Genomic DNA, 21,432 nt, shown 5'->3' with positions numbered 1-21,432 from the left:
ACTGGGCCCATTGCTCAGGCCCCCGGCTCCGTGTCGTTGTAATCGTGAGCACACTGGTACCACGGATGATGAACGTGCCAGGCCTCGTGCCCCTTGGCATTGATGACCTTGACCAGGCGTCCGGGTGGGTCATAGAACTGCTGGTCATGATAGCCATGCTCGCGCAGCGAGGCGTCGTTGATGTAGCGCCAGGCATCGGCGAAATAGGGGCGATAGACACGGGTCACCAGCCCCTTGTTGTTGTACTCGACCCGTTCGCTGACGCGCCAGCGCGGGTCGGCCTCGTACTGTATCGGTTTGTCATCGGGGCCCAACAGCAGCGAGCCGTTCTCGGCGACGGCGTAGGCGACGCCGGGCTCCACCAGTTGCTTGGTTTGCAAAGCGCGTCCGAATCCATCGACGGCGCCGAGGGCGATGCGGATCTGCTGCAAGGGGTCGTCCGGGTAGCGATCGGCACTCAGTACGACACGGTGGGCCGGCTCCCGGGCGGTGGCCTGCATGAGCGCCCATAGCAGCGCTTCGCCGGCGGTGCGGGTTTTCAACCGGGCCAGGCGCACCCGCGCCGAAGCGCGGATATGGCCGCTGGGCAGCACATATCGGGCATTGATCCATTCGTCGCGCTGCGCCGGCAGGACCAGCGACAAATCGAGCTCGCCCATCCAGCTCAGGTTGTCGATGCGCGCTGCGCTGGCGATATCACCCAGGGTGGCTTCGGGGTCCTCGATGGCGTGGCCGGGCGACAAATCATCGGGTGGCTCATAGTCATCGATGGGATAAAAACCTGCGGGAATGCCGTTCTCGGTCCCATGGAAACTGACGCCCAAGGGCAGGCCGGCGGGACCGTAAAGCGCCTCGTGAACGTTGTCGTTGGCGTCGATGATCCGGCAGGGCAACAGCGAGTGGTAGTCGTACCCGATATGGGTCGCACAGCCGTCCGGAAGGGTGACGGCGATGGGCATCAACTGATAGGCGTCGTATTCGCTCGTCGTGATGCCGTGGCTCAGGGTTTCCTGTAACGCGCTGATATGAAAAAAACCTTTGAGTGGCAGGTAGGTGGCGAAACCGACCTTTTTCGACCACAGGTTCCGCGCTGCGTCCTCCTCCGGGTCTTCTGGCAGGAACAGTTTCATCGGCTCGTAGCCGACCAGTTCCAGTTGCTCGCGGATATTGAACGGTTCGGGCACGACGTCGTAGGCCTCCAGCGCCTGCTTGTCGAACTCGGCCACTTCCAACGGACCGCGCAAGGCTTGGAACGGTGCGTCACTCAGGTAGCTTTGTTCTTCCAGGGCAATCAGCACGCGGGCGCTTTTCCATTCCTCGGAATCGCAATGTTCAAGCAAGCATTCGTAGCTGACCTGCTGCGGGTTCAGTCCGTTTGGAAGCGGGCCTTTTGGTAGCTGAAGCCCGTTGGTTCGTGCGCGCCAGGGTAGGCCCAGCCGTTGCCGGGGTCCATTTTCATCGAAAAGGTGTTTATAGGCGGCCAGGCTTTCGGTCAGGTGATAGACCTGCTGCTGATCGTCGTGGGCGTCACGCCACCAATTGTTCTCGTCTTCGTCCTCGAAGGGCGGCTCGTCCGCTGCGCTCAGGCGCCGGGCGTAATGGACAACGAAACCGTGTTCCAGTTGGCCGTAGAGGTCCCATCCGAGGTTGACGGTATGCAGGGCTTGGGGGTCGTTGATGAAACCGTCGTAATGGTGGAGGACCGTTTCCAGCGCCAGTATCAGCAGACTTTTATGGTGGTCATGGGGGTGGCGCAACAAATAGCGGTGCTGGGACACGGTATAGGGCTTGGTGGAGTCGGACGATTCGCCGTGGTGGGTCTCGCTGCGCAGTACATGACCGCCGAGGGCGTAGGCCATTTCCCTAGCGGTGTCCGGGTCGGGGACGATGATTTCGTCGGCTTTGTCCTGTTCATGAAGCCGGGTCAGCAGCGTGGGGCCCAGGGGCGGCGCGTCGGTGTCGGCATCGAAACAATCCCTGAGAGGCTGGTCGACGGTACGCCCGGTGTGGAACCAGGTCTTGACCAGTACCGGTGCGGTGAAATCCCTTTCCCGATTACCCGAAGGCACCTCGCTGTCGAGCTGATACAACCGGCCGAACCCTCTGAATTCGCGGTGATAGCTGTCGTAGTCGCCTTCGTAGTAAGTAAATCCCTGGGTCAGGCAGTTTCCGGTTATTTCATCCAGCTGTTGTTGCCGGGCCACCAGCGGCAAGGCCATGGGCAGATAGCAGTCCAGCGCTTCGCCCCGCGTCGCGCGCTGGGCTTTTTCGTCCAGCCAGAACTGCGCGCTGCTGCGGTGGACGACGGTGCTGCTCATGCCCATGTTGTTGTTCGTGGCGTTGAGCAAGTAGGGCCGTGCCGCGACGAAATCGTAGCGCCAATGGTGCGGTTTCATGTCCGCGCTGTGATGGGGAATACTCAGGAGCAGGCTGGCGCAGCCCAAACCTTGCAGATCGGCCAGGGTGACCTGGCAGAGGTTGTCGTAGCGCATGCCTTCCGGCCAGGGCACCCGCACGGGTGTCTGTTCAAGGCAATTGCCGCCATGGTTCAAGTAGATTTCGAAACAGTCGCTGCGCAGGTAGATCAGCGCCGGCGCGCCGGAACCGTCCAGGTCGGCGATCCGCACCCGTTCGGCGTTGAACTCGGTGTAGGTGAAGGGCAGCGCGCTCATCACAAAGCCCTTGCCGAAACGCCCATGGCCCAGGTTTGGCCAGCACTTGATTTCGTTGCAGCGGATACGGCACAGCTCGGTGCTGTCGCTCCCCAGCATATTGGCGAACAGCACCAGTTCGCTGCGATCATCGCTGAACAATGGCAGGGTGCTGTCCGGTTCGTGGGGAACGTCCACGCCGGAGGCGAACCCGAGGTGACGGAGGTTGGCGTACAGCCGCACGCTTTTGGGGCCGACCATCGCCAGGGAGCGCAGGCCGTCGCCCGTCAGATCGCCCAATTGCGCGGCGGGGTGCAGGAACTCCGTGGGGAAGCGCTTGAAGTCGTTGAACGTCGACCAGCTGCGGTCCGGGTTGAGCGTGTAGAAACCATTCATGCCGGGTTGGGCGATGACCCAATTGAGGCGGCCATCGCCGCATAGATCGGTCAGCAGTTGCATCACCGGCGTGTTGTCGGCGGCGATTGGAATGTTTGGCAGAAGTGTCCACGGGGTGTAACCGACTTCGTCTGGATCCTCACCGGGGGCGCGCTCGGGCTCGCGGTAGTACCAACCGTTGCTGTAGCGGCACAAAAAGCCGGGAATGCCTTCGCCGTAGAGATCGACGCACTGGTAGCGTCGGCTGTCCTCCAGGGCGGGCATGTTCTCCAGGGCAAAAAAAACCTTGGGTATCAGGTTCGGCTCGAACGCGTTGTATTGGAGTTCTACGGGGGGCGTGTATTCCACCCGATCCCTGGCGTCCCAGTGCTGGTAATGAGCGGCGGTCAACAGGCTGTAGCACAGGGGGGTGCTGGTGTATTCCAACAGCAGCCGGCGCACCAGCGCGGGTTCGTTGTGGGTTTCGGCGGGGAACTGATTGAACATCAACACCTGCTGGCAGAGGCGCCGCGTGCCCACCTCGAAACCATATCGATACACGTGCAACGGGTCGCTGCGCAGTTGCCAGGCGTTTTCGTCCAGGGCCGACCAAGCGGGTTTTTCATCCAGACCGAGGGCGCGTTGGCCATAATCGAACAGCAAGTGGAAGTGCCAGGGGAGGTTCGCCGGGTCTTCATCTTCGAAGCAATACAAGGTTTCGCTGGCCGTGGCGTTGCCGTAGCACACCCGCCGCAGGTAACGCTGGGCACGGTAGTCGTGAGCGCCTTGCGAGGGGCAGGGGTCGGCCTGGTACTCGTAATAGATGTGTTCGCCCAGGGGGCTGACCTCTTCCAGCAGCAGCCACTCGGCGATACGCGAGGGGACTTGCGGGTCGGCTATGCGCGAGTTCGGGCTTTTCCCATAGCAATACACGTGGCCGTTGCTGCCTTGCACCCGCCAGAACGGCTGGCTTTCGATGGATGTCCAGAGTTCGTAGATATCGAACGTGCCCTCGATCCTCGGAAAATACCGTGTCACCGCGAAGGTCTCGTCGCCGATTCTGCGGCTGGTCTGACTTTCGAGATCAGGCCAACGATCCACGCCGTCGGGGCCGACCATGACATCCTCGTCACCGTAACGGGGGACGCCTTTGCTGGTCTTGCGCCAGATGCTGGGGATCGACAGCTGCATGCCGATGCCGAATACACCGTTGCCGCCCTGGCTGTTGTATTGCAGGGTCAACGTCGGCGTCAGGTGACGGGCGCTCGATACCGGCAGGGGCAACTCGAAGGAGGCGGCGCCCCGCGTGCCGACCGGGCCGAGGCTGTTGCCGAAGGTGGCGATAGACGCACTGCCGGCGATCGTGGGCGTGATGATTTGAAGGGGGGCTTGTTCGGCCATTTGTCGTTATTCCCTTGGACCCTGGCCGGGGTTGATTCCCGGCCAGGGTGAGGATGCCAAGGGAGAGCAGGGGTGTAACCTGTCAGATCTGACAGGTCGGTGGGTTTACCCGATGAATGGTGTGCTCAATGACTTTGTGGAAGCGAGCCTGCTCGCGAAAGCGGCGGCACAGCCAACATCTTCACCAACTGACCCACCGCCATCGCGAGCAGGTTCGCTCCCACAGGGGGTTGTTGTGCGCTATAAAAAAGGCCGATGAGCGTGTCGCTCACCGGCCTTCTTCAGCGCGAGAAAATGCGTGTTACTGCACTTCCACCGCCAGGCTTTCGCTGATCTTCTGCTGCCAGATCGCCGGGCCTGTGATGTGTACCGACTCGCCTTTGCTGTCCACGGCGACAGTCACCGGCATGTCCTTGACCTCGAACTCGTAGATCGCTTCCATCCCCAGTTCGGCGAAGGCCAGGACTTTGGATTTCTTGATCGCCTGGGCCACCAGGTAAGCGGCACCGCCAACGGCCATCAGGTAGACGGCCTTGTTGTCCTTGATCGCTTCGATGGCGGTCGGGCCGCGCTCGGATTTGCCGATCATGCCCAGCAGGCCGGTTTGTTCGAGGATCTGGCGGGTGAACTTGTCCATCCGCGTGGCCGTGGTCGGGCCGGCCGGGCCAACCACTTCGTCGCCCACCGGATCAACCGGGCCGACGTAGTAGATGAAGCGACCCTTGAGGTCCACCGGCAGGGTTTCACCCTTGTTCAGCATCTCGACCATGCGCTTGTGCGCCGCGTCGCGACCGGTGAGCATCTTGCCGTTGAGCAGCACGGTTTCGCCCGGTTTCCAGCTTTGCACGTCTTCCGGGGTCAGGGTGTCGAGGTTCACGCGGCGTGCCGACGGGCCGGCTTCCCAGACGATTTCCGGGTAGGCGTCCAACGGTGGCGCTTCCAGCGAGGCCGGGCCAGTGCCGTCCAGCACGAAGTGGGCGTGGCGGGTGGCGGCGCAGTTGGGGATCATGCACACCGGCAGGGAGGCGGCGTGGGTCGGGTAGTCCATGATCTTCACGTCGAGCACGGTGGTCAGGCCGCCGAGGCCCTGGGCGCCGATGCCCAACTGGTTGACCTTCTCGAACAGCTCCAGGCGCATCTCTTCGATGCGGTTTTGCGGGCCGCGGGCCTTGAGCTCGTGGATGTCGATGGATTCCATCAACACTTCCTTGGCCATCACCGCGGCTTTCTCGGCGGTGCCGCCGATGCCGATGCCGAGCATGCCCGGTGGGCACCAGCCGGCGCCCATGGTCGGAACGGTCTTCAGGACCCAGTCGACGATGGAGTCGGACGGGTTGAGCATGGCCATCTTCGACTTGTTCTCGGAACCGCCGCCTTTGGCCGCCACGTCCACTTCCACGGTGTTGCCCGGAACGATGGAGTAGTGAATGACCGCCGGGGTGTTGTCCTTGGTGTTTTTGCGCGCGCCTGCCGGGTCGGCGAGGATCGATGCGCGCAGGACGTTTTCCGGCAGGTTGTAGGCGCGACGCACGCCCTCGTTGATCATGTCGTCCAGGCTCATGGTCGCGCCATCCCAACGCACGTCCATGCCCACGCGCACGAACACGGTCACGATGCCGGTGTCCTGGCAGATCGGCCGATGGCCGGTGGCGCACATGCGCGAGTTGATCAGGATCTGCGCCATGGAGTCACGGGCCGCCGGCGATTCTTCGCGCAGGTAGGCCTCGTGCATCGCCTGGATGAAATCCACGGGGTGGTAATAGGAAATGAACTGCAGGGCGTCGGCAACGCTCTGAATCAGGTCGTCTTGCTTGATCACGGTCATGAGTCGCGCTCCTCTCTAAGACGGGAACATTCAATAAGGTGCCGTCCGCTTGGGTGCATCGGTCGACGGACGGCACCTCTTAAGGCACGCCGGGCATGCTGGCGCGACGCTAAAAAGGCGCGGCAGTATATCGCAGGCAGGGAGGCCTGTGGGGGCGAGGTTGCTCGTGATCACGACGGATTGAACCGTTGGAAAGTGAAAACCGGTGCGAGGGAGCTTGCTCCCGCAGGGCTGCGAAGCGGCCACGGATTTTGCGATTGCTGCGCAACCGAGCGGGAGCAAGCTCCCTCGCCACGGGGGCATCGGCGAAGCCTGGCGATGCGTCAATCTGGGCCATTGCTTTGACGCCATTTTTCTGAGCCAGAATTGAATGGTCATTTGTCGAACACGCCACTAAAGTGGCGTCTGGCCTGTAGCGTAGGACAGCTCTATCAGTTCCTCTTTTCCATGGTGAGTCACCGATTGACCCATAACGCCATTCAACGTCTTTTGCTCAAACGCTTCGCCCTGGCCGCCACGACTTATGCGCTGGCACTGGTGTTGCTGTGGTTGGCGTTTTTCAGTGGCCATTACCTCGACTCGTTGCGTGGCGCCATCATCGGCACGCTGTTGGTGGTGCTGTGCCAGGCTGGTTTGTTCGCGCTGTTCATCACCGATCGCAACCTGCGCTTCGCCGACCCCAGCCTGACGGAAATACAGGTCTGGATCGGCCTGGGCTGGCAGACCTGGATGATGGCGCACCTGGACCAGGCCCGCGGCGTGTTCCTGGTGTTCTATGTGCTGATCCTCTTGTTCGGTCTGTTCCACCTGACGCGGCGGGCCTTTGTGCGCTGCGCCACGCTGGTGTTCATCAGCTTTACCGGCATCACGCTGTGGGACGGTTACTTCTTTCGGCTGCCCGATCCGACGCTGGCCGGTCTGCAAGTGTCCGTGCTGTTCATCGTGCTGGTGTGGCTGGTGTTGTATGCCCGCTATGTCCAGACCTCGCGCCAACGCATGCGCCAGCGACGGTTTGCCTTGCAGGCGCACCAGGACACCCTGCGCGGGATGATGCGCCAGCTCGAAGACCTGGTCGCCACCGACGAACTGACCGGCCTGTTCAATCGCCGGCATTTCCTGCGCCTGGCGAGTCGCGAACTCAATACCCTCAGGCCCGGCGTCGCCCATGGCCTGGCCTTGATCGACCTGGACCATTTCAAGCGCATCAACGATTTGCACGGCCATGCGGCGGGCGACCAGGTGCTCCAGGCGTTTGCCGGTGTCGCCACGGCGTGCCTGCGTGAAGGCGACGTATTGGCCCGCTACGGTGGCGAAGAATTCGTAATGTTGCTGCCCGCCTGCGACCCCGCGCGCCTGACGGCCTGTTGCGAGCGCTTGCGGCTGGCGTTCACCCAAGTGGAATTGACCGACCTGCGGGTGGGCACTCTCAGCCTGTCTGTGGGCATGACGATGCTGGAAATGGGCGATGACCTGGACAGCGCCTTGCAGCGCGCCGACCAGGCCTTGTACCGTGCCAAGCGAGACGGCCGCAACCGTTGTGCCGCCGCCTGGGAGAACGTCGATGCCTGAGTTGAAAGTCGCCGGCCGGCAATGGTCGGTGGCGGCGGGCAGTAACCTGCTGGATGCGTTGAACCAGGCAGGCGTGGCCGTGCCCTACAGTTGCCGCGCCGGCAGTTGCCATGCGTGCCTGGTGCAATGCCTGAGCGGCGACGTGCGCGACAGTCGCCCCGATGCCCTGGCCCCGGCGCAGCGTGATCAAGGCTGGCGACTGGCGTGCCAATGCCAGGTGGTGGAGGACGTGCAAATCCACACCTTCGACCCACAACGCGACGGCCAAGCCGCCAAAGTGGCGGCGGTGGATTGGCTGGGCTCCGACGTGCTGCGCCTGCGCATTACCCCGGAGCGACCGCTGCGCTATCGCGCCGGACAACACCTGGTGCTGTGGGCTGGCGACATCGCCCGGCCATACTCATTGGCGAGCCTGCCCGAAGAGGATCGCTTCCTGGAATTTCACCTCGATTGCCACGCCCCCGGTCAATTCATCGGCGCCGCTCGACGCCTGACCAGCGGCGACCCGATCCGCCTCGGTGAACTGCGTGGCGGCGCGTTGCATTACGATCCCGACTGGCATGAAAAACCGCTGTGGCTGCTGGCGTCCGGCACCGGCCTGGGGCCGCTGTTCGGCATCTTGCGCGAAGCGTTGCGCCAGCAGCATCAAGGTGCGATTCGGCTTATTCATGTGGCCCGTGATGCCGCCGGGCATTATCTGGACAAACCCCTGGCGGCATTGGCGGCCAAGCACTCAAACCTGAGCATTGAACTGTTGACCGCAGCCGAGGCGCCAGCGGCGCTCGCGAAGATGCGCCTGGCGTCGCGCCAGACCCAGGCGCTGGTTTGCGGCCATCCGGGCTGGGTCGAGGCGTTTGCCAAGCGCTTGTACCTGGCGGGTTTGCCGAGGAATCAGTTGTTGGCGGATGTGTTTCTTACCCGTGACGATGGCGGCGTCTGACCGAGCGCCATCGCGAGCAAGCTCGCTCCCACATAGGATTCGCGGCGCGCACAGAACCCCTGTGGGAGCGAGCCTGCTCGCGATAGCGCCCGTCCAGACACCCAATGTCCAAAAGCAAAAACCAAAAAGCCCCGCCATTCACATGGCGGGGCTTTTGTTTTTCAGCAGCAACCCATCATCAAACCATCGGGTCGCCAACGTGCAGGATCTTCATCCCGTTGGTGCCGCCGGTGGTGTGGTAGCTGTCGCCCTTGGTCAGGATGACCCAGTCGCCTTTTTCCACGACGCCGCGTTTGGTCAGTTCATCGATGGCTTTCTGGCTGACTTCGTGCGGCTCCAGCGAAGCCGGGTCGAACGGAATGGTGTACACGCCACGGAACATCGCGGCGCGCGCCTGGGCTTCGCGGTGCGGGGTGAAGGCGTAGATCGGCACCGAGGAGCGGATACGCGACATGATCAGCGGCGTGTAGCCACTCTCGGTCAGGGCGATGATCGCCTTGACGCCCGGGAAGTGGTTGGCCGTGTACATGGTCGCCAGGGCGATGCTTTCGTCGCAGCGGGTGAATTCCTTGCCGATGCGGTGGCTGGAGGTCTTGCCGGTCGGGTGCTTCTCTGCGCCGATGCAGATACGCGCCATGGCCTGCACCGCTTCGAGCGGGTAGAGGCCGGCGGCGCTTTCGGCCGACAGCATCACCGCGTCGGTGTAGTCCAGCACGGCGTTGGCTACGTCGGACACTTCGGCGCGGGTCGGCATCGGATTCTGGATCATCGACTCCATCATCTGGGTCGCGACGATCACCGCTTTGTTGTGGCGGCGTGCGTGCAGGATGATCTTCTTCTGGATGCCCACCAGCTCGGCGTCGCCGATCTCCACGCCCAGGTCGCCACGGGCCACCATCACGGCGTCGGACGCCTTGATCAGGCCGTCCAGCGTCTCGTCGTCGGCCACGGCTTCGGCGCGTTCGATCTTGGCCACCAGCCAGGCGGTGCCGCCGGCTTCGTCGCGCAGTTGACGGGCGTATTCCATGTCTGCTGCGTCACGGGGGAAGGACACGGCGAGGTAGTCGACTTCCATTTCCGCGGCCAGCTTGATGTCGGCCTTGTCTTTATCGGTCAGGGCCGGTGCCGTCAGGCCGCCGCCGCGACGGTTGATGCCTTTGTGGTCCGACAGCGGGCCACCGATGGTCACGACGCAGTTCAGTTCAGTGGCGGTGGCGGTTTCGACGCGCATCACCACGCGACCGTCGTCGAGCAGCAGTTCGTCGCCTACGCCGCAATCCTTGACCAGGTCCGGGTAGTCGATGCCGACTACCTGCTGGTTGCCTTCGGTCAGCGGGTGGCTGGTGGAGAAGGTGAATTTGTCACCGATCTTCAGCTCGATGCGCTTGTTGGCGAATTTGGCGATACGGATCTTCGGGCCTTGCAAGTCGCCCAGCAGGGCAACGAAACGGCCGTGCTTGGCGGCCAGGTCACGCACCAGCTTGGCGCGAGCCTTGTGCTCGTCGGGGGTGCCGTGGGAGAAGTTCAGACGGGCAACGTCCAGGCCAGCCAGAATCAGCTGTTCGAGAACTTCCGGCGAGTTACTGGCCGGGCCAAGGGTAGCGACGATTTTGGTGCGACGGACGGACATGCAAGACTCCTCAAGTTCAAGCGCCAGCGAAGGCTACTATGGTCTTTGGGTGTAGTCATTGTTCATATGCACTACTTATTCGTTTCTTTTTCGAAATGAACATTCCTGAAAATTTTTGCGCCTTTAACTGCTTAAGCCGAACATCGCTCTTGTGGCGAGGGAGCTTGCTCCCGCTCGGTTGCGTAGCGACCGCAAAAACCCGGGGCTGCTCTGCAGCCCAGCGGGAGCAAGCTCCCTCGCCACACACGTGTTCACCGAGGAGGTTTTTCATGCTGAAGATTTTCCCCGCCAGGTCGATACAGAGCTCAAGACAGGAGAACCTCCCCATGCGATTCGTGCTTTTTATTGCCCTGGCCCTGAGTATCACGGGCTGCACCCGTTGGTCGATGAACCACCACATGAACCTGGCCTACAAGGCCTATGAGCGGGGCAACTGCGAGCAGGTGATGCTCGAGCTGTCCAAAGTCGACCGCGCCAGCCGTGCCCGTCGCTACATGCAGCCGGAAGTCTCGATGATGCGCGGCCAGTGCCTGGAGCGGCAGAAGCTCTACGTCGACGCGGCGCAAACCTACCAGTTCATCCTCACCCAATACCCCAACAGCGAGTACGCCTACCGCGCCCGCGCACGGCTCGAGACCCTACAGAGCCTGGGTCATTACCCCACCCGCAGCGCCTCGGCGATCCGTCCCACGTCGTTCTGAATTTGATTTATTCGAAACCCTTCCGTGAGCCAGTTGTCGACCGATGACTGGTATCGAATCCGGCTGGCCGATGCTCCCGCTTGGACTATAGTTGTACAAAACGTGGCTAGAGCCAGAACTCTAATTTCGAAGCGTCACCTGTCACCGGTAGCATTTGGCCAGCCAGTATGAGGGTGTCTGGCATCGGGGTCGGGGAGAGCGGGCAGGGATGAGCCCGTTCCGAAGCACTGGATTGGCCGGGTTATCGGCTACTCAAAAAGTGATACAAGACATGTACAAAGAGCGGCAGATTGCACGACATCAGCTGGCGTATTTCCTTGAGGTGTTCAACGGCATAAACGGCAAACCCATTGGTTTTTTGGGCAACGTTTCGGAAAACGGCCTGATGCTCATCAGCCATTTGCCCTTGATGATCGGTGCGGATTTCGACCTGCGCCTGAAACTGCCCGCCGAGGAAGGACCGCAGCAACAGATCCGTTTGAAAGCCCATTGCCTGTGGTGCCGCGAGGACGTGACACCGCAACATTTCGACGCGGGCTTCAGCCTGCAGTGGGCACCGCCTGAATACGGACAACTGGTGAGCGCATTGCGGCAGTACTTCAGCTTCTATCAGCTACCAGAATCGGCGTGAGCCCTACCGCGTTGCGATAACCCCGTGGCGAGGGAGCTTGCTCCCGCTGGGGTGCGTAGCAGCCCCCTGGTTATCAACTGACACACCGCATGGGACGCTTCGCGTCCAGCGGGAGCAAGCTCCCTCGCCACGGGGACTTCATCGCCCGACGTATCGCGTTGCTATCAGCGCAGCACCTTCGCCTCGCCATCCAACAACTTCTCCAGCAACAACACCCCCATCTCGCCCATCTGATGAATCGCCAACGCCAGGTTGCGCGGGGCGCCTTCCAGTTCTTCCGATAAATCCAGAATCAGCGTGCTCACCGAGCAGAAGGTTTCGTAGCTGTGTACCAGCAAGCCTTCCGGGTCGGCGTCGGGGGCGACGATGAAACAGTCCAGTTGTCGTTGGTTTTTGGCTGGTTGGGTGGGGGCGGGTTTCAAGTAGTGGTCGAGGGCTTTTTTCGCGGCTTTGTCGAGTTTTTGCTCGTCGACGGTTTTGCGGGGAGCGGGTTTTGGGGGATTTGGGGTTGGTTTGATCATGAACGTTTTTCCGTAATTGGGGCTGCCACCCGTTTCGCGACTAAACGAGGGGTGGCGGCTGGACGCAGGTTAGTCGACCGGTGGAAAAACGAAGCCCGGCGCGCCCGAGGGCGCCCTGCGAACAGCCACCATCAAGTGCAGGACTTTGGCCCGACTGGATGACGCTTGTGCACACCGTTTTTCATAGCCGAGCGACTAAACCCGATCGCTGAGAGGTCAGCGACGCGAATCACGTTACGGGGCAAGGCCAAGGCGCACAAGCCGGCGGATTCTGGCGGATGTGTAGTCCGTTGCGCAAGGTGGTGTAGTCGGTTGGGCGTGGTTGGGGTTGCCGTTGGTCGAGACTGTCAGATCTGTCAGGTGTGGGAGGGGCGAGCGTCACGTTTACTGCGTTCATATCTCCCTTTCGAACAAGGTGGAGTTTGACCATGGAAACTGACGATAAAAATAACGAAGCTGAAGGCGCATCAGCAAATGAGACGGTAGCTCTTGTTACATCGGAAGTGGTCCGTGATGAAGGCCTGCTATCTATACATCAAATAATAGGTAGAAATGGGAACTATTATGCGATTCTCGAAGTTGAGGTTGTCTGGTCTGACGATGGAACTCGCTGTACTGTAAATACTCTGCGGTACTGGGCGTTAGGCAATGGACGGAACAAAGGAAATATTCATCTGCGACTTGTTTCTAAAGTCGACACCGGTTGGGAGGAGATCCTACATGAAGGAGGTAATCAAAACGGGCAATGGCATGATTTTTCACGCACCAAAAGGGTAGAGGGTAATGCGCATTCGGTATTTGTCGATTTTAGCTTTATTTACGATAGGGATAATGTAGGCGACGTCAATCTCACAGGAGATGTTACGGTTGAATACAAAGTTCCCATGCCTAGAATGAACGAACCTCGGGACGGACAAACAGTTCTACCAAACTTTGAAATGAGCGGCACCGGTATACATCGAGCCGAGATCCATATACATCGGGAAGGGTCAGGGCAAGTGCTCGCTGATCCAGTCACTGTAACTAATGGATCCTGGAGAGCCTCTTTGCTCCAATACCTGCATCCTGGGCGCGTTCCTATCACTTGCAGGCAGCTACACGCTGGCCTATGGTCGCCTTGGATTCCTGCCGTCAATGTCACAGTTCATTTTCCAGGACCCACTATCTCCGCGCCTGGTAATGGCGAAACAGTCGGGCAGCGGCCGGGGGTAAGTGGCTCCGGTGAAAATGGCGCGACGGTGCAGGTTTTCAGAGGTAATGACGCAGTAAGTAATAAGGCTAATATTACGGGCCGTGCATGGAATACAGTGCTGACCGTCGATTTGCCATGGGGGTCTAACACACTTACCGCTCGGCAATATTTCGGCGATGTACCTTCAGAGTTGTCAACTGCCGTTACCGTAAGAGTCCGAGCCGGGACGCCTGTTATCACTGGACCGGACCCATCAATCCCCCAGAACGAAACGTTTACTTTGTCAGGCACCGGTGGAGTCCCAGGCACCTTTATCCATGCTTATCGTTACCTGGGTGATGATAGTACGGAATTCGGGAACGGCCGAGTAACAGCAGATGCATGGAGCTGTGAGGTTAGGGTGACGCCTGGAGGCGAGTCACTGGTAGTCAGCTTAAAAAAAGATTCAGTTGATATATCGGACCGTAGCAATCCAGTCGCATTCAAGATAAAGCCACCAAAACTGACCGATATACAAGTGGACTACTCCAGCGAAAATACGGTTAGCTTTTCGGGCACCGGGTACAACGGTGCCAGAGTAGACCTACATATTCAGGGTAACGGTACACCGCAGGATAATACTGACGTAGCCTCGGGTGCGTGGCAGATCGATTGGCGCGACCAACCCCCCGAAAGTTACCGGATGCACATCCGGCAAAGTATTACCGATGGGGCGGGCGGCCGGATTTATTCTGATTGGGCTGACATCGTGCCGGTCACGATCCCCGTTCCGATACCGACGCTATATGTTCAACCCGGCCAGGATCGCAAGCCGGTGTTTTCCGGCACCGGCAGAACTTGGGACAGCAATATTACGTACATCGAGCTGCACGTCGCGGGACCTGTGACGCCTGAGATCCCTGAAATCCGTGTCAATGGAGTCAACTGGAGCTATACGCCAACGGCTGCGTGGCCTCCGGGGAGCTATGGAATTGAAGCCCGTCAAGTGTTCAAGGGCGTGCCATCGCTCCCGACTGTCGAAGTTACCTTGGTCCTTCCTGCTCCGCCACCCGTGGTAAATGTGGGAGATAACGGTCTGGAACCGAACTTCTCCGGTACGTGCCTGGCCGGTGCGCAAGTGAATCTCAGCTTTGAAGATGATCCCGATTCGCCCTATCCGGCGATCGTTGACGGTACAGACTGGACCTTCACCCGGCCAGAGGCCTTCATGCCCGGCGCTTATCTGGTCAGCGTGACGCAGACCATTAACCTGCAAACCTCCGTTCCGGTCGAGAGGCGCTTCAACGTAGCCGTCTTGACGCCGGTCATCACGGCTCCCATCGATGTGGAGGTGGACCACAACCCTGTCGTTCACGGCACCGGCGGGGTGCCCGGGGCGATCATGCGCGTGCTTGACGCGGTGTCGGAGGTGCAACTAGGCCAGGCATCCGTAGAAGCGAACGAATGGTCAGTCACTATCTCGCAGGATCTTCCATTTGGTACGTGCCAGGTGATACCCCATCGAAAGGAAGCACTACGATGAAGGCTTCACCGGTAGACATTGCCAAGAGTTTTTATGCACCGCTGGCCGATGAGCAGAACACTCGACAATTGGCTGCGCTTGACCAGTATCTTGACGACGGCGGATCAATTTGTGCGCTGGCGCGTAAAGGCATCATGGGGCTCGTGAGCGAGTATGAGCTTGACATTGAAGACGCCCAAGCCATCTCACTGCGTCTCAACGGTTTGGCTACTTGGGTGCTGCGCCGCTTCATCGAAAGCCAATTGGTTCTTGACGAACCACTACCCGCGCACTTGCGCCAGGGGCTCTTGGCATTGGTCGACGGGCCGACCTATGCGGATGTCTTCAAGCCAAAATTTGGCGCCAGGTGCCCGTGGGATGCGATCGAAGCCATCCATTCTCCGGTGGCTTATACGGTATGGCTCAAACACTGGTCTGAACAACGCTTTAGGCCTACCGAAAAGGCTTACCCCCTCTACACCCGACGGGTCGACCTCGGCCGTATGAGCATCGATCCGGTGGCCGTCCATGGTGTTGTGTCATCCGTGGAAGTGGTCAGCGGGGTGCTGGAAGCATCGATCAAGGACTCCCTGGGGCAGAGCACTGATATCGACAGGGCGCTGAGCGAGCGTCGCTACCCTAACGGACTGCCCTATCACCACCCCTGGACATCACTGGACGAGTTTGCCCGGGATCTGGGCATGTCCGTGGGGACGGTCGTGGAGATGTGTGATCCGGTGTCACCTTATTTCCTGCGGGAAGAGTTGCCTTGGGGAGCGACAGCCGATAATGCGCTGATTCAATCTGCCCGACTTAATCCTGGCTTGCGAGAGATCCTGACGGAAGATCGCCATTTCCCAAACGACAACGACACCAACGATGAAAAGGAGGCGTTCTATAAAGCCAATTTCGGGCTGCTGGATCTTGAACCGCTGAATCTGAACCAGGCTTATTTTTTCAACCAAAGGACCAAACTCAATCAATCGGCATTGGAAGCTCTGTTATCGGTTGAGTTGTTCGCCACAACCGTATCTGAGCATGTAGTACAGAAAGACGAACAGGTGACGCCTGGACATGCAGGCTCGGTGTTCGTCAACGACGGGCCGGCGAACACAATGAGCATTGACTACGGCGCAATCGAGCCACTCAATTTTATTCGCAACTACTCGGAGGACAGGGTCGATCGCCTCAACCGCAAAATCCGCTTGGACAACGCAACGCAGTTGCCCAGCCACGAAACCGATGCATTGCTCAGTGCGATCATCCGCGCGGAGCTAGACCCTACGTCTAGAGACACCTCGGCGCCCAGCTATTGGATGACATCCAACACGGTTCGGGCCATGGGGCTGTTTCAGCGGTTACCGGCGGCGACGTGAAGAATGGGCCCTGGCGCGAGATCAGGCAGCCTCTGAGCTGGTGATGATCGATGACAATATCATCGCCCAGGAACATGCGGTCGCGGCGGCGCAAGCCAATCTGGAGTACATCCTAAAAATCAATACCCAGACCCAGGTGCTCTATGACTTCCTGCTTACCCGGACTACAAGTGTCGAGTTGTATCGCTGGTACCTGGGGCGATGCAAGACGTTCCATTATCAGGCCTATGATCAAGTCGTCAGTTTGTGCCTCAGCGCGCAAACAGCCTTGCAGCTGGAGACGGCGGAGTTTGGCCTTTCCCACATACGCACCGATGCCTGGCTGGACAATCATTACGGCTTGACCGCCGGGGATGCGCTACGGCTCGATTTGCTCCGTATGGAAGCCGATTATCTGTTGCGCTACGAGCGACGCCTCGAATTGGTCAAAACCGTGTCTCTGCGCCAATTGTTCGACGATTACGATCAAGACGACGCTGATGATTGGGCCGGCGCACTGGCACAGTTGCGCGAAAGCGGCGTGTTGAATTTCAGCCTGTCTCAGTTGCTGTATGACCGTGATTATCACAACCACTATTGCCGCCAGATCAGCGCGGTGGACGTCACCCTGCCGACGTTGCTCGGTCCCCATGAAAATGTCTGTGCAACGCTGACACAGGTCAGCAGCGCGACGGCCATCAATCCCTCGCTTCAGTCGTTGCAATATTTCTATGAAGACGACGTCGTGATTGCCCCCCCCGACGTACTGTTGAACGTTAGCAGCGGTGAACACATGGCCATTTCCATCGGAGTGGATGATTTCGGCATGGCTGCGTTGAGACCCGAGGAGGGGTTGCGCAACCCCTTTGAAAACACCGGGGCCGTGTCTCGATGGACGCTGGCCTTCCCATGGGCAGACCAACCACGGGCGGAACAACAGTTGCAGGCCCTCACTGATGTCATCGTGAAGATCCGGTACACCGCCAAAACGGGCGGGCCGGCCTTTTCCAGCCGAGTCCAAACGTACGTGAAAGACTACACCGCCCGCGCAAGAGGTGAAAAATGAGCCAGGAACCCATCAACACCCGGACCAATATTTGCCTCAATGGGCATTTTGAGACGTCTGCACATTGGAACTTCGGCAGGCAGCCCCCTGCTAGGAAATTGGGCCAATGGGAGGGGCAGAGCATCTACTATTGTTCTCTCTGGAGTGGGGCACCATTGCATCAACAGGTATGTGCCCCTGCAACGCAAGCGACGGGTGCGCAATACACACTGAGCTTTCTCTACGGAAACCGTGGCGATGCCGCCGGTACTTTTTCTCTACGTCGGATCGACACAGAGGACTGCCTGGAAATCTCCCTGCCGCCGACGGGCAGCCGCATGGGCGATAGCGAACCTCTGGCACTGGAGCTGACACGCTGCACCTCGCTGGTACAGTTTGATGTCGATCAAGGCGACCAGTTCGAATTTGAAATAAAGAGTGACTCCACGGCCACACAAAGCACGGATCTCATCATCGCCCGGATCGATTTCCACCTTGAACTTGAACCGCTTGAACTCACCCACATCGTCAACGATGGCGAGGTGCACGCTGTCAATGGCAACCCCACCCTTTACCTTTGTCACGGTGCGACGGGCGATAGAAGCCACCCAATATCCTTCGAGCTCGCGGCGGATAGCCCATGGGCTGGAACCGAAGTGTTGTTGTGGAGCCTGGACAACCCTGAGGAAATGGTGGTCTTGGACCCAGATTGGGATGAAACCCAATCGATCGACGAGGTGTGGCTGGCCGACTGTCCGACGCCCACCAGTAATGACACGCTGCATTTCAACCTATCGATATACAGCAAGTACCACGCTGATCCTTATGAGATTGCCGTGTCGCTGGGGCACCATCGGTTACTGGTAGAGAGTGCTAGGGAACCGGCTTGCCAACCGGTGATCGAGCACAACCAGTCGGTCAAAATGGCCGTTTATGTGAAATCGTATTACCTGCGCGGGGCCATGCAAAATCATCCGGTGTCCTGGATGTTGGGTGAGGAGGAGCTTGGTATCAGCCATACCGATGCCGGCGGCTACGCCGAATTCGTGTTCGCTCCCACTATCGGGGGCACGCATGAGATAGAGGCCCGCGTTGACAGTCTCTTCCATGCCGGAGGTCATGCAGCGCACGCCTTCACGGTGCGAGCCCATGACGAAGATCCCTTGAAGGCTGTGCTGGTCAAGTTCCCCGATAGGGACACCCCACTTCCTTGGGGTAAAGAGCCTGGCCGACCTGAGCGTGGCGCAACGTATGAAATCGAGGTGATATTTCCCCACGACAGCCCTTTGCTCGGGGGCGATGTCTGGCTGGAGTATGACGGTAGCGACCCTGCGTTGATGGGCGTCACGGTCTCGCCTGACTTTAAACATGAAGTGCCTATCGAAACTTCATTAGCCTGGACTCTGGTTTCCGCAGAAGGGAAGAACGAGGAGTTCCAATTGCGCCTTGTCAGCGCCGACTTGGAGGAGCCTTCGGTACGAAACCACATGTTGTTGGCCCGCCACGGTCTTGAACTCCAGATCGGTGACGTCCGCGAAGCCAACCGGGTGCCGGTGGTGGATGAGCAAGACTACGTCTGGTGCATGTTGCAAGTGGTGGACCGAAGTGAAGAGCCCCTCGCGGATGTGCCGGTGGAGTGGGAAACCTCTGTAGGAATACAGCGCACCTATACCGGCGCGAGCGGCTGGGCCAGCGTGGTCGATCGACCTACGACAGACGGTGATTACACCCTGGTGGCACGGGTCAATCCCAAAGAGGGCGAGTCAGCGCTGGAGCAGGAGTTTGCGATCGAGACATTGCCGACCAGTGCATGGAGCACGGCGAGTTTCATGCTCGATGAAGTTGCGGTCGAGCGGGTGGGCGCGGGTGTGGTTTGCCGGATGGGGCAGACGTATCAATTGCATCTGAAGGTCGAGGCCGATAGTTCTCTGATCGGCAAAGAGGTTTCCCTGCGTTGGCAAGATTTGGCCAGTGCAGAGTCGATAGTCATTGCCGATATGGAAATCCCGATTCCCATTACCGAAGCTGGCGCGCAATGGAGCGTCGAAGCTTCGGTGGCAGAAACCAGCGGCGTGTTTGATTTGCATGTGATATCGGACGATATGGAGGCGCTGGACCTGGCGTTTCGTTTGCTTCCGGACGACTTGAGTGCCGAGGTCCAGTTGTTCTTCGACCAGGTGCCCCAAAACTGGGACGCCGATGTCACGTTGTACCCCTGCATCGGCACGACCCACGACCTGACGGTCGTACCCCTGAATAACCTAGGCGGTTTGCATGGGTTATTGCTCGAAACCACCGTGGAGCCCAGCTTGCCCTCGGACTGGATCATCAACCCACCGTTGTCGGAGCCTGCCGCCATGACAGCTGGCGGCGTGCGCTTTCACTGCGATTTCACCAGCGCGAGCATTGCCGCGCAGCATCGCTGGACGATCAATCTCCTGGGCGTTGGCGAGCTAGCCCAACCCTCGGCTTTGGAGGTGAACCTGGGCCACAACCTGGTCAGGCTCGATACGCCTTATGAGGTCGCGTTTGATCCAGTGTTGAGCAACGACGAAAGCGCGCGGTTGGCCCTGCGCTACGTATCGGGATTCACTGGCAAACCAGCGAGCGGTGTCAGCGTGGTTTGGGACGATGGCGAATCCTCCCTGAGCGCGGCGGACGGCATTGCCCAACACAACTATCAGCCATCGTCGGGGGGAGACCATGAGGTCGAGGCGTTGGTGCGCAATCCTTATGACGGGAGCGTGGTCAGGCACACGTTTAACGTTTACGCCCATGAGGAAGATCCTTGGCTTGACCTGAAGGTGCGAAGTTTTTCGAACAGCGAACGGCCTTGGGGGGAGCAGGCATTCTTCCCTCGTCTGCCGGACAGAACGGAATTGACGCTCAGCGTTCCTGAAGGCAGTCCGTTGCTCGACCAAAGGCTGGTGCTGGGGATGAGCGGCGCCCACGAGTTGGAGACGGGATTGATGTTCGAGCCGGTGGGCTTGGGGATAGAGCGGTCTTGGGACGACAAGGAGGAGCTGTCAGTCTTCCTCTCCAGTGGGCAGACCGACGCCGCGTTCTACTTGCAGCTATCGGCCTCGCGCTTGTTGGCGCGTTCGCCGTTGAATGCTTTTTCCCTGGGGAGCCAAGAGCCGACGGAGGTCCTGGCGAGCAGCGGTCAGGAAGGAAAGGTCGCCGACTGGGGCGAAACCTTGTCGTTTGAAGTTACCTTGATCAGTGCTTTGACGGGACAGCCGGCCAGAAGGGTCCCGGTGTCATGGGAAAGCACCGATGAAACGATGGAGTCTGCCGCCACAACGACGAACTTTTATGGCGTGGCTCGTATCAGTTTCATCGCAACGGCAGCCGGGTCGGGCAGTGTGACGGCCCGCTCAGCCGGGGGCAGCGAAGTTGTGACGTTCGATTACTATGTGAACGAGCCCTGTGTGATTGAAAGCCTGACCAGCGATAGGCTTGAAGGTGAGCCGGGAGAAGAGATCACCGCCGAGGCCGTGGTGGTCAGTGCCACTACCGGTGAATTGGTCGAAGGGGTGCGGGTGCACTGGTTTTTCAAAGGTGTCGTGCTGGAACCGGTTGTTACGGATGCGCAGGGCAAGGCTCAGATTACTTTTGTGATACCGCCAAGGAGCGGCGATTGCACGTTGAGTGCGTCTGTGCGAGGGGAGTTTGGTTGGGAATCAGCCAGTCTGTTGATAACGGTCAATAGCGAAAATTTTTGGCCTCGGCACTTCAATCTTTTCGTGGAGGGGCATTTTGTAGAATGGCCCCATGCGTATCTCACTCTAGAAGCTCCCGTCGAGATCACGATAGAGCTGGAATACGGCGACAGTTTTTTAGCGGGTGCTCCGGATGCCCAGGTCTGTCTTAAATACGTGCGAGGGAGTGAGTCCGAGAACCTGGTGTTTGATCCGCCGTTGGGAGAACTTTTGGTAATGGAGCGGGGGAGCAGTCCGTTGAGGTGGACTGTTTCAACCAACACGGTGCGAGACTATTCGTTTGCGTTGCAATTCTTGATGCCCTTATTCAGAGAGATTTCCCCGTCTCCCCCAATTTCTGGCACTGTCTTGAGTAAGATCTGACGTTATGTTC

General features: G+C 59.4%; 12 protein-coding genes. 8 read left to right on the top strand and 4 right to left on the bottom strand.

The annotated features are described in order from the left end of the window. Positions 1–14: 14 nt before the first annotated feature. Positions 15–4,427, bottom strand: coding sequence for a SpvB/TcaC N-terminal domain-containing protein (locus J3P81_RS19425; protein ID WP_434560367.1), 4,413 nt, complete (start codon positions 4,425–4,427; stop codon positions 15–17). A gap of 301 nt (positions 4,428–4,728) precedes the next feature. After that, positions 4,729–6,252, bottom strand: a complete 1,524-nt coding sequence (locus J3P81_RS19420; RefSeq protein WP_039591419.1) for a fumarate hydratase — start codon at positions 6,250–6,252, stop codon at positions 4,729–4,731. A gap of 462 nt (positions 6,253–6,714) precedes the next feature. On the opposite strand from J3P81_RS19420, the gene J3P81_RS19415 reads away from it, so the two are divergent. Continuing rightward, positions 6,715–7,821: a GGDEF domain-containing protein gene (locus J3P81_RS19415; protein WP_420765296.1), complete on the top strand. Its 1,107-nt coding sequence runs from the start codon at positions 6,715–6,717 to the stop codon at positions 7,819–7,821. Beyond that, positions 7,814–8,761: an iron-sulfur-binding ferredoxin reductase gene (locus J3P81_RS19410; protein WP_434560365.1), complete on the top strand. Its 948-nt coding sequence runs from the start codon at positions 7,814–7,816 to the stop codon at positions 8,759–8,761. Before J3P81_RS19415 ends, J3P81_RS19410 begins: the two co-directional genes overlap by 8 nt. Positions 8,762–8,939: 178 nt before the next feature. Here J3P81_RS19410 and pyk read toward each other — a convergent pair whose 3' ends face one another. Beyond that, complete coding sequence (gene pyk, locus J3P81_RS19405; RefSeq protein WP_039591415.1) at positions 8,940–10,391, bottom strand: pyruvate kinase; 1,452 nt, start codon at positions 10,389–10,391, stop codon at positions 8,940–8,942. 326 nt (positions 10,392–10,717) lie between these two features. On the opposite strand from pyk, the gene J3P81_RS19400 reads away from it, so the two are divergent. After that, positions 10,718–11,092, top strand: a complete 375-nt coding sequence (locus J3P81_RS19400) for a tetratricopeptide repeat protein (RefSeq protein WP_420765293.1) — start codon at positions 10,718–10,720, stop codon at positions 11,090–11,092. A gap of 271 nt (positions 11,093–11,363) precedes the next feature. Continuing rightward, the gene (locus J3P81_RS19395) at positions 11,364–11,723 is read left to right on the top strand and encodes a PilZ domain-containing protein (RefSeq protein ID WP_420765292.1); all 360 of its coding nucleotides are present in this window, start codon (positions 11,364–11,366) and stop codon (positions 11,721–11,723) included. A 164-nt stretch (positions 11,724–11,887) separates the two neighbouring features. Here the strand turns inward: J3P81_RS19395 and J3P81_RS19390 are convergent, their stop codons facing one another. After that, positions 11,888–12,244, bottom strand: coding sequence for a DUF6124 family protein (locus J3P81_RS19390; protein ID WP_434560363.1), 357 nt, complete (start codon positions 12,242–12,244; stop codon positions 11,888–11,890). 428 nt (positions 12,245–12,672) lie between these two features. On the opposite strand from J3P81_RS19390, the gene J3P81_RS19385 reads away from it, so the two are divergent. From J3P81_RS19385 to J3P81_RS19370, 4 genes are read left to right on the top strand one after another with little or no spacing between them, the layout of a single operon-like run. Beyond that, positions 12,673–14,958 carry a hypothetical protein gene (locus J3P81_RS19385; protein ID WP_434560361.1) on the top strand — a complete coding sequence of 762 codons (2,286 nt, stop codon included), beginning with the start codon at positions 12,673–12,675 and terminating at the stop codon, positions 14,956–14,958. Beyond that, positions 14,955–16,313, top strand: coding sequence for a Tc toxin subunit A (locus J3P81_RS19380; RefSeq protein WP_434560359.1), 1,359 nt, complete (start codon positions 14,955–14,957; stop codon positions 16,311–16,313). The genes J3P81_RS19385 and J3P81_RS19380 overlap by 4 nt, the downstream gene beginning before the upstream one ends. A gap of 43 nt (positions 16,314–16,356) precedes the next feature. Next, positions 16,357–17,358 carry a hypothetical protein gene (locus J3P81_RS19375; RefSeq protein ID WP_434560357.1) on the top strand — a complete coding sequence of 334 codons (1,002 nt, stop codon included), beginning with the start codon at positions 16,357–16,359 and terminating at the stop codon, positions 17,356–17,358. Beyond that, the gene (locus tag J3P81_RS19370) at positions 17,355–21,422 is read left to right on the top strand and encodes an Ig-like domain-containing protein (RefSeq protein ID WP_434560355.1); all 4,068 of its coding nucleotides are present in this window, start codon (positions 17,355–17,357) and stop codon (positions 21,420–21,422) included. Before J3P81_RS19375 ends, J3P81_RS19370 begins: the two co-directional genes overlap by 4 nt. The last annotated feature ends 10 nt before the right edge of the window (positions 21,423–21,432 follow it).

This window comes from Pseudomonas sp. R1-6, assembly GCF_051132115.1.
In the GTDB taxonomy this organism is placed as follows: domain Bacteria; phylum Pseudomonadota; class Gammaproteobacteria; order Pseudomonadales; family Pseudomonadaceae; genus Aquipseudomonas.
This window is presented reverse-complemented; position numbering and strand designations above follow the sequence as displayed.